The sequence below is a fragment of the Actinoplanes auranticolor genome (genome assembly GCF_018332655.1).
Taxonomy (GTDB): domain Bacteria; phylum Actinomycetota; class Actinomycetes; order Mycobacteriales; family Micromonosporaceae; genus Actinoplanes; species Actinoplanes auranticolor.
Window position 1 is genome coordinate 15,755 of record NZ_BOQL01000005.1, and the last position, 12,532, is coordinate 28,286.

12 protein-coding genes and 2 pseudogenes are annotated in these 12,532 nt (G+C 67.9%); 9 read left to right on the forward strand and 5 right to left on the reverse strand.

Going from position 1 to position 12,532, the window contains the following annotated elements:
• Position 1: 1 nt before the first annotated feature.
• The 3 genes from ilvA to Aau02nite_RS02300 all read right to left on the reverse strand — a co-directional run bounded on the left by ilvA (position 2) and on the right by Aau02nite_RS02300 (position 3,833).
• Positions 2-1,225 (reverse strand): threonine ammonia-lyase, encoded by a 1,224-nt coding sequence (gene ilvA, locus Aau02nite_RS02290; RefSeq protein WP_212986612.1) that lies wholly within the window; start codon positions 1,223-1,225, stop codon positions 2-4.
• Positions 1,226-1,289: 64 nt separating this feature from the next.
• Entirely contained in the window at positions 1,290-2,657 is a 1,368-nt protein-coding gene (locus tag Aau02nite_RS02295) for an amidase (RefSeq protein WP_438841091.1), read from the reverse strand.
• A gap of 24 nt (positions 2,658-2,681) precedes the next feature.
• Positions 2,682-3,833 (reverse strand): cystathionine gamma-synthase, encoded by a 1,152-nt coding sequence (locus tag Aau02nite_RS02300; protein ID WP_212986613.1) that lies wholly within the window; start codon positions 3,831-3,833, stop codon positions 2,682-2,684.
• A 24-nt stretch (positions 3,834-3,857) separates the two neighbouring features.
• Here Aau02nite_RS02300 and Aau02nite_RS02305 point away from each other — a divergent pair, with 24 nt between their 5' ends.
• The 5 genes and pseudogenes from Aau02nite_RS02305 to Aau02nite_RS46125 form a co-directional block, all read left to right on the forward strand.
• Positions 3,858-4,280, forward strand: coding sequence for an HIT family protein (locus Aau02nite_RS02305; protein ID WP_212986614.1), 423 nt, complete (start codon positions 3,858-3,860; stop codon positions 4,278-4,280).
• Positions 4,281-4,302: 22 nt separating this feature from the next.
• Complete coding sequence (gene msrA / locus Aau02nite_RS02310) at positions 4,303-4,956, forward strand: peptide-methionine (S)-S-oxide reductase MsrA (protein WP_438841093.1); 654 nt, start codon at positions 4,303-4,305, stop codon at positions 4,954-4,956.
• Between the two features lie 104 nt (positions 4,957-5,060).
• A complete protein-coding gene (locus Aau02nite_RS02315) occupies positions 5,061-5,291 on the forward strand; it encodes a hypothetical protein (RefSeq protein ID WP_212986616.1) in 231 nt (76 codons plus the stop codon).
• A complete protein-coding gene (locus Aau02nite_RS02320) occupies positions 5,281-5,592 on the forward strand; it encodes a type II toxin-antitoxin system PemK/MazF family toxin (protein WP_212986617.1) in 312 nt (103 codons plus the stop codon). Before Aau02nite_RS02315 ends, Aau02nite_RS02320 begins: the two co-directional genes overlap by 11 nt.
• 41 nt (positions 5,593-5,633) lie before the next feature.
• Positions 5,634-5,732, forward strand: a pseudogene (locus Aau02nite_RS46125) (peptide-methionine (S)-S-oxide reductase MsrA); the annotation flags it as partial.
• A gap of 362 nt (positions 5,733-6,094) precedes the next feature.
• On the opposite strand, the gene Aau02nite_RS02325 reads toward Aau02nite_RS46125, so the two are convergent.
• On the reverse strand, positions 6,095-6,322 hold the full coding sequence (locus Aau02nite_RS02325) for a winged helix-turn-helix domain-containing protein (protein WP_212986618.1): 228 nt from the start codon (positions 6,320-6,322) through the stop codon (positions 6,095-6,097).
• A 472-nt stretch (positions 6,323-6,794) separates the two neighbouring features.
• Between Aau02nite_RS02325 and Aau02nite_RS02330 the strand changes: the two genes are divergently transcribed.
• Positions 6,795-7,178, forward strand: a complete 384-nt coding sequence (locus tag Aau02nite_RS02330) for a hypothetical protein (RefSeq protein WP_212986619.1) — start codon at positions 6,795-6,797, stop codon at positions 7,176-7,178.
• Positions 7,179-8,062: 884 nt separating this feature from the next.
• A complete protein-coding gene (locus Aau02nite_RS02335; RefSeq protein ID WP_212986620.1) occupies positions 8,063-8,257 on the forward strand; it encodes a hypothetical protein in 195 nt (64 codons plus the stop codon).
• Positions 8,258-8,820: 563 nt separating this feature from the next.
• Here the strand turns inward: Aau02nite_RS02335 and Aau02nite_RS47790 are convergent.
• A pseudogene (locus Aau02nite_RS47790) lies at positions 8,821-9,803 on the reverse strand (replication initiator).
• 1,202 nt (positions 9,804-11,005) lie between these two features.
• Between Aau02nite_RS47790 and Aau02nite_RS02350 the strand changes: the two are divergent.
• Both Aau02nite_RS02350 and Aau02nite_RS02355 read left to right on the forward strand, forming a co-directional pair.
• Positions 11,006-11,491, forward strand: a complete 486-nt coding sequence (locus Aau02nite_RS02350; RefSeq protein WP_212986623.1) for an SRPBCC family protein — start codon at positions 11,006-11,008, stop codon at positions 11,489-11,491.
• A gap of 63 nt (positions 11,492-11,554) precedes the next feature.
• Positions 11,555-12,511, forward strand: coding sequence for an aldo/keto reductase (locus Aau02nite_RS02355; RefSeq protein WP_212986624.1), 957 nt, complete (start codon positions 11,555-11,557; stop codon positions 12,509-12,511).
• Positions 12,512-12,532 lie beyond the last annotated feature (21 nt).

Below are 12,532 nucleotides of genomic sequence, written 5' to 3' on the forward strand. Positions count from 1 at the left end.
GTCAGGGCGTGCCGGACAGCAGGGTCAGCGGATAGCCCTGGCTGCGGAGCCGGCCGATCAGGGCCGCCGAGTGGTCCGGCCCCCGGGTCTCCACCGAGAGCTGCACCTCGACCTCACCGAAGCTCAGCCGCGGGTTCTGCCGCGAGTGGGCCACGTCCACGATGTTGGCCCGCTGTTCGGCGATCTCGGCCAGCAGCCGGGCCAGTTCGCCCGGCTGGTCCCCGGTGCGCACGGCCAGGCGCAGGAAGCGGCCCGCCGAGACCAGGCCGTGCTCGATCACCCGCAGCAGCAGCATCGGGTCGATGTTGCCGCCGGACAGGATGGCCACCACCGGCGGCTTCAGGTCGACCTTGCCGGTCAGCAGGGCGGCGACCGCGGCGCCGCCGGCCGGCTCCACCACCATCTTGTGGCGTTCCAGCAGCACCAGCAGCGCGGCCGAGAGATCCTCGTCGGTCACCGTCACCACGTCGTCGACCAGCTTGCTGACGTGGGCGAAGTTCAGCACGCCCGGGCGCATCACCGCGATGCCGTCGGCGATGGTCGCCGAGCGCTCCAGGGTCAGCGGCTCCCCCGCGGCCAGCGAGGGCGGATACGCCGCGGCCCCGGTGGCCTGCACGCCGACGATCCGGATGTCCGGGCGCAGCGCCTTGGCGGCCACCGCGACACCCGAGATGAGGCCGCCGCCGCCCACCGCGGTGACGATGGTGCCGACGTCCGGGCACTGCTCGAGGATCTCCAGCCCGACCGTGCCCTGCCCGGCGATGATGTCGCGGTGGTCGAACGGGTGGATCAGGATCGCCCCGGTCGCGTCGGCGAAGACCCGGGCCGCCGCCAGCGCGTCGTCGACCGTCGTGCCGGCGTACTCGATCGTGGCGCCGTACCCCTTGGTGGCCGAGACCTTGGGCAGCGGCGCGCCCTCCGGCATGAAGACCGTGGACCGGGCGCCCAGCAGGCTGGCCGCCAGGGCGACGCCCTGGGCGTGGTTGCCCGCGCTCGCGGCGACCACGCCGCGGGCGCGCTCGGCGTCGGAGAGCCGGGAGATCCGGGTGTACGCCCCCCGCACCTTGTACGAACCCGCACGCTGCTGGTTCTCACACTTGAGCCACGTCGGCACGCCCAGCGTGCGGGTGAGCGGCATCGAGTGCTCCAGCGGGGTGGTCTTGACGACCCCGGTGAGCAGGGCTCGGGCGGCCTCGATGTCGGCGAGCTCCAGCAGATCGGTCATGAGTCGAATCGTGCCACCCGGCTCACGTCCTGACGTTTCCCGGGTCGTCCGCCGCCGGTTGTTTTCAGACGAAGGCGTGACGAGGCCAGGGGTTGGCCACCTCGAGCTGTCCGGCGATGGCCAGCAGCAGCAGCTCCGAGTCCGGCGGACCGACGAGTTGCACGGCGATCGGCAGGCCGTCCGGGCGCAGCCCGACCGGCACCACGATCGCGGGCAGCCCGGCGATGTTCCACGGCGCGGCGTACGGCGCGTACGCCATGTTGATCTGCATGTTGCGCCGCCAGCTGCCCGCGGCGTGCCCCTCGGCGGGCGGCGGCGCCGCCGCCAGAGCGGGCGTGAGCAGCACGTCGATGCCGCTGTCGGCGAAGAACTGGATGCTCTTCTCCCGCCACGCGTCGCGCTGGCGCTTGCCGACCCAGCCGCGCCGCCACATGAGTTTGCCCAGCGCGATGTGCCGCCGGGTGCGCGGCTGCAGGGCACGGACGTCCAGCCCGGCGGCGTCGGCCTCCCGGTACGCGCAGGCGAACCAGGTCGCCAGCCCGGCCAGGCCGACCGCGGTCGAGTACGGCGGGTCGGCCGTGACTGTGTCGTGGCCCACGCCGACGAGCAGCTTCGACGCTTTCGCGACCGCCTCGCGGTTCGGCTCGTCCGGGCGTACCCCCGCGACCGGGGAGCGCAGCGAGACGCCGACCCGCAGCTTGTCCGGCTGGACCAGCTTCGCCGGGGAGCGGCCCGCCATGACGCTGAAGCCCAGCGTGGCGTCGGCGACCGTGGTCGCCAGGACGCCGTTCTCGGTCAGCCCGAACCAGCCGTCGATGCCCAGGTCGCAGGGGATGACGTCGCGGCCAGGCTTGAGCCCGACCAGGCCGCAGCAGGCGGCCGGGATGCGCACCGAGCCCAGGCCGTCGTTGCCCTGGGCGATCGGCACCAGGCCGGCGGCGACGGCCGCGGCCGAGCCGCCCGACGAGCCACCGGGGGTACGCTCCAGCGCCCACGGGTTACGGGTCGGCTCCTCGGCGCCGTCGGTCGTGCCCCACAGCCCCATCTCGGGCATCCGGGTCACCCCGACCACCACCGCGCCGGCCCCGCGCAGCCGCCGGACCACCTCGTGGTCGTCCTCGGCCACGGCGGAACGCGCCGCCGCCGAGCCGTGCCAGGTGGGCAGGCCGGCGACGGGCGTGTTCTCCTTCACCGCGACCGGCACGCCCGCCAGCGGCAGATTCGCGAGATCCTCCTGGTCGTCGACCTTCTCGGCCTCGGCGATCGCCTCACCGGCCCGCACCACGCGGAACGCGGCGATCGCCGGGTCGGAGATCGCGATCTGCTCCAGGTGGTCGGCCACGACCTGAGTGGCCGTCGTGTCGCCGCGCCGCACCGCGCGCGAGATCTGCTTCGCCGTGGCACCCACCCACGTGGTCGCCAGGTTCTCCATGGCCAGTCTCCGTCTGTCTAGGACCTAGCCGAGCGCCTGCTCCAGATCCGCGAGCAGATCGTCAACGGTTTCGATGCCGACAGACAGTCGCACGAGATCGGCGGGGACTTCAAGCGGTGAGCCCGCGGCGGACAGGTGTGTCATCTGTCCCGGGTGCTCGATCAGCGACTCGACGCCACCGAGCGACTCGGCCAGCACGAACAGTTTCGTCCGGTTGCAGATGTTGATCGCCTGCTCAGGGCCACCGGCCGCGCGGAACGACACCATGCCGCCGAAGCGCGACATCTGCTTGGCGGCGGTCTCGTGTCCGGGATGCGACTCCAACCCGGGGTAGAGCACCTGACCGACGGCCTCGTGGTCCTGCAGGTAGGAGACGATCCGCTCGGCGTTGTCACAGTGCCGGTCCATGCGTACGCCGAGGGTCTTGATGCCGCGCAGCGTCAGCCAGGCATCGAACGGCCCGTTCACCGCGCCCATCGCGTTCTGGTGGAAAGCGAGCTGATCGCCGAGCTCGTCACCGGCGGTGACCAGAGCGCCACCCACGACGTCGGAGTGCCCGCCGAGATACTTCGTCGTCGAGTGGATGACCACGTCGGCACCGAGCGCCAGCGGCTGCTGGAGGTACGGCGAGGCGAACGTGTTGTCCACCGCGAGCATCGCGTCGTACTCGTGGGCCAGCGCGCCGAGGGCGGTGATGTCGGCGACGTTCAGCAGCGGGTTCGTCGGCGTCTCGGCCCAGATCAGCCGGGTGTGCCCGGGACGGAACGCCGCCCGCACCGCGTCGAGGTCGTTGAGCGGCACGGCGGTCCAGGCCAGGCCCCAGTTCTCGGCGACCTTGGCGAACAGGCGGTACGTGCCGCCGTACGCGTCGTCGGGGATCACCACGTGGTCACCGGGCCGGCAGACCGCGCGCAGCAAGGTGTCCTCGGCGGCGAGGCCGCTGGCGAAGGCGAGGCCGCGCCGGCCGCCCTCGATCGCGGCCAGGCACTCCTGCAGGGCGTCGCGGGTCGGGTTGCCCGAGCGGCTGTACTCGTAACCCAGCCGCGGGGCGCCGACGGCATCCTGGGCGTAGGTGCTCGTCTGATAGATCGGCGGCACCACCGCCCCGGTGCGCGGATCCGGGTCCTGCCCGGCGTGGATGGCCAGAGTGTCGAAGCCGTACGTGTTACCCGTCATGAACGGCAAGGCTAGTCTGCGCTGATGCCCGACTGCCTCTTCTGTTCGATCGTGGCGGGTACGGTTCCCGCGTTCCGGGTGGTGGACACCGAGGAAGGTGTCGGTTTCCTCGACATCCGGCCGGTCTTCAAAGGCCACGTCCTGGTGGTGCCACGCCCGCACGTCTCCCAGCTGACCGACCTGCCGGCCGCGCTGCTGCCGGGCTACTTCGCCCTGGTGCAGCGAGTGGCTGCCGCGGTGCCGTCGGCCCTCGGCTCCCAGGGCACGTTCGTGGCGATCAACAACGTGGTGTCACAGTCGGTGCCACATCTGCACACGCACGTGGTCCCCCGGACGAAAGGCGACGGCCTCCGCGGCTTCTTCTGGCCGAGAACGAAGTACGCCTCCGACGAGGAGGCGCAGTCGTACGCGGACCGGGTAAGGATCGCGCTGGACGGGGCGTTGTAGAGGGCGGATGAGAGGAGTGACCGTGTTCCTGCGGTACAAGAAGCTCGACCTGCCTGGGGTTGTATCCGGCCGCGGCGTGGAGATGCCGGTGGCGGACAAGCACACGGTGCTCGGAACCCCACTGAAGGGCCCCTGGCCGGCCGGATTCGAGACGGCTGTGTTCGGCATGGGCTGTTTCTGGGGAGCCGAGCGGATCTTCTGGCGGCTGCCCGGGGTGTACTCGACCTCGGTGGGCTACGCGGGCGGGACGACCCCGAACCCGACGTACGAGGAGACCTGCTCGGGGCGTACCGGGCATGCTGAGGTGGTGCAGGTGGTCTACGACCCGGCGAAGATCAGCTATGAGCAGCTGCTGAAGGCGTTCTGGGAGAACCACGACCCTACGCAGGGGATGCGGCAGGGAAACGATGTGGGGACGCAGTACCGGTCGGCGATTTATACGACTACGGCGGAGCAGGCGGCGGTGGCGCTGGCTTCGGTGGAGGCGTTCCAGCCGGTGGTGAGCAAGGCTGGGCGGGGGCAGATCACTACTGAGATCGCGCCGCTGGGGGCGTACTACTACGCCGAGGATTACCACCAGCAGTACCTTTCAAGTGACAAAAACCCGAACGGGTACTGCAACCACGGGCCGAACGGGATGACCTGCCCGATCGGCGTCGCCAAGAGCGACGCCTGACCGATGGACTCGTACAACGGCAGGCCGCTGGGCTCCGGCTCGGCGGCCTGATCGGGCCTCGCGACGGCTTGGCTACGTGCGCGCAGCGTCATACACTTTGTCTTATGTCAACGATTACGTTCCGTGCGGACGATGCTGTCGACCAGGCGCTGGCCGACCTGACCTCGGGAGATCGTGATCGATCGCAGGTCATCCGCGAGGCGATCCTTGCCGCCTGGCGCACCCGGCGTGCGGAGCAAATACGGGCCGAGGCCGAAGCGGTGGCCGCTGACCCCGAGGACCGCGCCGAAGCACGCGCGGTGCTGGCGGACATGGATTCGCTCCGTGCGTGGTGATGTATACCGGCTGAAAGCACCGCGTGATGCGCGCGGTCACGAACAGCGCGGCAACCGCTACGGGGTCGTCGTTCAGTCGGACCTCCTGCCGCTGTCGACATGGCTCGTGGCGCCTACGTCCACCAGCGCACGACCGACCAGCTTCCGCCCAGAGATCGATATCCAGGGCAAGACAACCTTTGTCCTGGTCGAGCAGACCGCCGCCGTCGACCCCGAACGACTCGGCGAGTTGGTCGGCCATCTCACCAGGGTCGAACTCATAGCCGTGGACGACGCGCTCCGTACCGTCCTGCACCTTTAGATGCCACGGGGAATGCACGATGCTCAGACGGACACCGCAGCCACCAGCAGTACCTTTCAAGTGACAAAAACCCGAACGGGTACTGCGACCACGGGCCGAACGGGATGACCTGCCCTATCGGTGTCGCCAAGACCGCTTAGTTGTTCGCATGGAGGTGTCCTCGTACGCCTGAGGGCACCTCGGTTCCTCTGCCTGCCATCCCGTCGGCCGTCGACCCACCCACCGGGGAGCGGGCCGGCGCTGGGGCCGCCACGGCTCACCCAGCGGTAGGTAGCGACGAAGGATGGCGGCCCTGGCGGCGGTCTCCTCGGCTTCGCCTGGGGCGACGGACGGCGGGATGGCTTACCTCATCCCAGAGGTCCGAGATCCCCGCCAGAGGCAATCTTGGTCCGCGCCCAATGGTTGTCATCTGATCTCGTTGATGCCCGATGCCGGCGCGTCGGCCGATGCCGGCGCTTGCGCCGCCAGCAGGCCGGGCGCGACCGGCTTAACAGACCAGGGGCTATGCGCCGGGGTCGTCGCGGACGAAGACACCGACGCCGGGCAGCGTCTCGGTGATCTCCTTGATGCGGAGGATCTGCATGGCGCGGTCGATCACGGGCTCGGTCACCTCGTAGTGGGCGATCAGCTCGCGGCGACTGGGCAGGCGTGAGCCGGGCGGGAACTCGCCAGCTTTGATGCGATGCTGGAGGTCGTCAGCGATCTCTTCATATCGGTAGCGCGGTGGCACAGGTAATCTCCTCGGTTGGCACTTCCGAGTAGAGCACCAATGACTAGCCCTTGACTACCCAACGCTAGCTGTGGGAGGTTGGCGATAGGTCTCCTCGGTTGGCGCTTGGGAGACGCTGACAGCGAGGTCGGAGGTGATGATCCGGCCCGTGGTCGAGGTGAAAGCCCGGAGCAACCGTGATGCTCCGGGCTTTCGTCTGTCCACTCTGCCGCACACCACCCGAGCGGGCTGCAACCCACCCTGCAGCACATGCGAAAAACGCAGTCTAGGAATTGTCGATCTAGGACCGGCCGTCAACCATCCACCGGCCATTTCACCAAGCCAGGCGCGCCCAAGGTTGACCGTGAAATCAACCGGCTGACCGCCGCAGCACGGTTCCATCTCGGCCTGCACACATAGACCACGCGCAACCAGCCCGCCCGAATCCGACAGGTGGCTTCACCAAGCGTGCCCGTTCGGCTACCTGTGGTTCATGAGATTCCTTCGGCAGTACTGGGGTCTCGTCGCCCTCGTCCTACTGCTCACGATCTGGTGGACGGCTGAGACGGGCTCTGCGCCGCTGCTATTCCTGTCCGGCGTCGTAGTGGTCTGGTCGCCGTTCTGGGCGCCAGCCTGGTGCGGCGCGGCGACCCGGAACGGGAAGTTCTGCATCAACAACTCTCGCGGCCTGCTACTGGGATGCCACCTCCGCCAGCACCGTTGGCAGAAGTTCAAGATGCTGTTCTACTCGAAGCGCTGGGCCCAGTTCACCCGAGGCATGTGGGCATCACCGACCGCGATCTTGGCAACTGTGTCGGGCGCCATCGGGACCGTCTCGGCCATCGCTACCGGGATCAAGGACTTCGCTCTGGGCTGAACTCTCCCGTGTCAAGTTCACGTAGAGCAGTCGCTGACGGTTCCATACGAGGTCAGACGGGTTGGTCGCGGTTTAGTCGGTCCACTGTCGTGGCATTGGTTGCTGTACTTCGCTGCTGCGCGCCTGGCCTGCGAAGGCATCGGTGGCCGGCGGGCGGGCACACGGTTTAGGAATCCTCGATTGTCCGCCGGTCGCGGGTCCCTCGCCTGCCGTCTTCCCAGCTCGACGGCACTCGGGATTGACCGTCGTTTGACCGTCATCCCTGCCCGGTGGCCGCCGCATCGGGCACGTAGCGGGCACGACTGCCAGGGTGGCCCGCGTCTTGACCTTCGTACCTTGATAACTCCATGCTCGACCCGCATCTGGACTCAACGCTGGGCCGATCTTGAAACCATGGACCAGCGGCGGCACGGCTGGATGCAGACCGATTTGCAGGTCAGCATCCGGACACGGCTCAGCTCCGGCTGTTGCGGGCTTGGTTCGTCGCCGTACTTACCTGCGTACGGATGCGGCCGAGCTCGGCCAGTGCCATACCCGAACGGATGTCACCCGGCGCCCACTGTGGAAGGTACAGTGATGTGGCTCGGCCCTGCATACGGTTCAGTCGGTAAGGCGTGGCGTTAAAGTGATCTTCGGATTGGAGCGGTGTGAGGCTACCCGCCGATCTTGTTTCTGTCACCGGACATGCGGTCCCGACTAGAGGGCAGCTAGCAGCCGCGTCGGTGGCCACCGGCATAGCCTCCCTGCTAGTTGTGACTGTCGCTGCCGTGCTTTTCACAAGCGATGAATTAATGGCCCCGCTACGAAGCCCGCTAACCGACGTGCGAGTATATTTCGCGATTAGTTGTTTTTTCCTCATTAGTTCGGTCCTTCAGCTACTTCGAGTGATCTCACGTCGTCAGCACGTCATTAAGACCGGCCTGGTGCTTGCGATGGCGCTTGAGCAAGTTGCGTTAATGGGGCGTACCGACGAGCGCCTCGTTCGTGACGTGGTCCTCGTGCGCAACGCATTGATTGTTGCGGGCGAGACATCGGCTGCCGAACGAGTTCAAGGGGCACTAAAGGGCGCCGAGCGTTGATGCCAGCTACACCGAAACCTCGAAAGCCGCCTGCTGAGGTATTGAAGCGGGAACAGGAAGAGCTGTACAAGAACTACGTCGATTCTCTTGAGCAGGGATTGCGGGACGCGCGGCAAGAGATTGCGCATTTGAAGCGGCAATCTCCCTCAAGCAGTAACCGCTCAGGGTTCGATAACCTCGAGCAATTCGACACAAATCCAGTAGTGCCTCACGTAGACCGCGTGCTTGCTGGCGTACGAGAAGCGTCGACGGTGGGCAGCGGCATTCAAGGTGTATTGATAACGGCGACAGCGACGGTCCTAGCTGCCGCTGTCGCACTGTTTGGTTTGTTGCGCACAGACGACGCGCCCGTACCCGAGCCCGGCTACTGCTCGGTAGTTGTAAAGAATTACAAGGATCTCGTCCAAGGTCGGCCATCGGAAGCGAAGCTGCTAACCTCGCCGGGCCCGAAAGGTAAGTCAATCGTTGACTTAGACCAGTCTGCCGCACAGTGCGGATTGACGAATGACAAAGTCATGGACCTGTCCAACATTCCGCGGTAACGACGGTTGCGGCCTCGCGCTTCACCGCAGTGTGCCGGCGTTCACATCATCCAGAACGAAGCAAGCCCGCACCATGCGTTCCGTGTGGGCAGGCAGGTGCAGATGGTCCAAGGTGCCCAAGCTCTTGATCCCTCGCGGTGGTAGGCCGGTGATCTCACCACCCTTGGTCACGTACTTAGCGATGTAGCGGGCGACGTTGCGGCTAGTGATACCTCCACCGACGTCCGCGATCGCCTGTGTATCGACCTGGGTACCAAAGCGCATCCGAATCACGCTACGGAAATGGATGACTCCTCGCGCCTGGTACTCGGCAACCTTGAAGAACGACACCTTGGCCACCTTGCTCAAGGCACTCCGGCTCAGCCCAACCGTGGCTGCGACCTCGCGCCGCAGGTAGATCGTCAACCGCTTCCACAGGTCACCGGCGTACGCGTTGAACAGCACCGCACCGGCGTAGTCGTAACACTCCGGGCAGAGGGCGCCGCCAGCTCGGGATCACCCTCGCCGTGGCGTTCTCTGCACGACATGACGACGCCATGCGGGCACGCTTCAGCGTTGCGACGGACCCGGCATCGCAGCGGCTTGCCGTCCCGGCCCGCGTTCCTGTGCCTCGCATGAACAGCTCCGAAGGACGGCGCGGTAAGGGTGGCGAAGATGGCCGGATGCTCGGCAACCGTCTCCGGGATGCCCTTGCCGCCATCCAGACCAGCGCTGGCGACCTGGAAGGTGTCATCACGGTGGAGTTGCGAGCATGACGGGCACACGGCTGCCCGCCGGTTCCCGCAGCGGATCAGCCGGTATCCCGTCGGCTCATCATCGGTGCTGTAGTGATCCAACACCTCACCCCGTGCGGCGTCGATGACAGTGCGATGCCCACGCATCCGTGTTGGATTCGCGCACGCGCCCGTTGACCGGACCTGCTTCTGCCACCCCGCGAAGTCGGGCATCGCCATGCGGGCCACCATCGCCCGGATGTCCTCGGGGAGATCTTCCAGCCCGCTCATGCGGCCCTGCCCACGGCCGGACCATCGCGCTCATCTGTTGGCCTCTCACCCTCCGCGCTGGTCCGCGGCTGCGTCAGGTCCACGCCGAGGATGGCGCCGATGCGTGCAACCACGACCCGAACGGGATGACCTGCCCGATCGGTGTGGCCAAGACCGCTTAGTTGTTCGCATCGAGGTGTCCTCGCCTTTCTTGAGGGCACCTCGGTTCATCTGCCTGCATCCCGTCGGCCGTCGACCCATCCACCGGGGAGCGGGCCGACGCTGGGGCCGCCACGGCTCGCTCGGCGTGGGGTAGACACGAAGGTTGGCGGCCCGGCGACGGTCTGCTCGGCTTCGCCTGGGCGACGGACGGCGGGATGGCTCAACTCATCCCAGAGGTCCGAGATCCCCCGCGGACGCGTCCCGCCACCACGAATCTGAAAGCCCCGGAACTGCCGGCTACTTCGGCGGCCCGGGGCTTCTTTGTGTGTAGCGCCTGCCGCCGGGCTGGAAACCGCCGGGAGCGTCCAGCCAAGCGGCCGGGCGCGGGTCCCCGAGCGGCGGGCCTCCGGCCCGGTCCTGCTGGGCGGCGCAAGCGGCCCGCGAAGCGTGCGGGTCACCGCCGGCGGTACGGCAGGGCAAGCCAGGCCGGGCCGGGCGGCACCAGAGCGAACGAGTCTCTGGCCCTCGGCGTTGTGCTCGGCGGGTGCCCCGCAGGCGGCTGTCGCGGCTGAGCTACGACGCTCACGGGGCACGATCGGCCGCGAGGCCCGCCGTAATCGGTATCCCGGCAGCGGCGGCTACCAGCGAACGCCCTGCACCACTCCCTTCGCCCTCAACGGCCGACGAACACCCCTGCCGTGCCGGGCAGAGCGTGCCCGAGTAGGCGCCGACGTCGTTATCGAGGTAGCCCTCCACGTCCACCTCCTACGCTCGGGGCGCGGCAGTCCTGACATCGAACTCACGCTGACGGGTCCCATTCCGTAAACCACGAAGGACCTCGGCGTCCTCCACAGGATCAGCATTCCGATTGAGAGGACAGGACGGCAGAGAACCTTCAAGGCACTGCGCACCTGCACAGAAGCCGTGCTGGTCGGCGCATCCGTTTCCTTGTCGGTGGCGAGACGCAGTTCGCCGGATCAGACCTCTCGAACCAGGCTGTACCGTCGTGCTCATGCAGCGGCTTCGTCGGCCAGCGCGACGATGAACTGGAGCGCCTCACCATGAAGTACACCGTCTCGATGGAGATCGCCCTTCCGCGGGAGCGAGTGGCCCAGCTCCTCGCCGACCCGGCGCACCTCCCGAAGTGGCTGCGCGGCCTGGTCCTGCACGAACCGCTGAGCGGAATACACGGCCACCTCGGCACCAGATCCCGAGTCGTGTTCCAGATGGGGCAGCAGCAGATGGAGTGCACCGAGACCATCACGCGCCGGGAACCACTGGACCTGCACGGAATCCGGAGCGAGGACGTCGTCCGTTTCGAACGCGAGATCGTCGGCAAGGGTATGTGGAGCGCCGCGCGCGACCGCCTGACCGAGACCGGCCCTGACACCACGCTCTGGGCGAGCGAGAACGAATACCGGTTCAGCGGCCTGCTCATGCGGCTGGTGGGGCTCTTGATGCCCGGCACCTTCCGCAAGCAGTCGCTCCAGCACATGCAGGACTTCAAGGCGTTCGCCGAGCACGGAAAGGACGTCCGCGAGCCTTGATCTGGAGCGCGCTCCAGGTCCTACGGTCGGGTCGAAAGCAGTACCGACCACGGGGAGGATCACATGGAGACCAGGGATTTCGGTCGGCTGGGCCGGGTCAGCGCGCTCACCCTGGGCGGCGGCGGCATCGCCGGCGTTTGGGGCGGAACCGACCGGGATGAGGCGGTCGCCACCGTCCACGCTGCCCTCGACGCGGGCATCACGATGCTGGACGTGGCGCCCAGCTACGGCGTCGACGCAGAGGCGGAACGGGCGGTGGGTGTGGCCCTGCGCTCGCGGCCCGCCCCCGACGTGCTGGTGACAACGAAGGTCCAGCTCCCCGACGACGAGGAACGTGACCTCGTCCGGCGGATCCGGGAGAGCCTGCGGGACAGCCTCGAACGGCTGGGCCGCGAGCACCTGGACCTGTTCCTGCTGCACACCTACCTCCGTCCGGCCGACGGATCGCCTGCCCCGGGAGCCTTGAGCTGGGCGGGCTACCGGGACGAAGTGGTGCCGGAGTTCGAGCGGCTGCGGGAGCAGGGCACGATCCGGGCCTGGGGCATCACCGGCATCGGGCATCCGCGCGGTGTGGTCGAGGCGCTGGCCGGGACCCCGCGGCCGGACGCCGCCCAGGTCGTGGTCAACGCCCTCGATCTCACCGGCGACATGTGGGCGTTCGGTCCCGACCTCGAGCCGGCGAACGGGGAGATCCACCGGCTCGCTGACGAGAACGGGGTGTCGGTCGTCGGTATCCGGGCGGTGGCCGCCGGCTCGCTGACGAACGCGCTGGACCGGGCCGTCGAGCCGGATCATCCAGCGGCCGTCGACTTCGCCCGGGCCGAGCCGTTCCGCAAGCTCGCGGCCGTGATGGGTGAGACCCCGGCCGCTCTGGCGCACCGGTACGCGCTGTCCGTCCCGGGCGTGGCCACCGTGGTCCTCGGCGTGAAGAACCGTGCCGAGCTGGCCGAGTGTGTCGAGGCCGAGGCGCGGGGGCCGCTCAGCGCGGACGAGCTGAAGGCGATTGCCGAGCTGCGCTGAGAGAAGTTCCGGAGAGCTTGT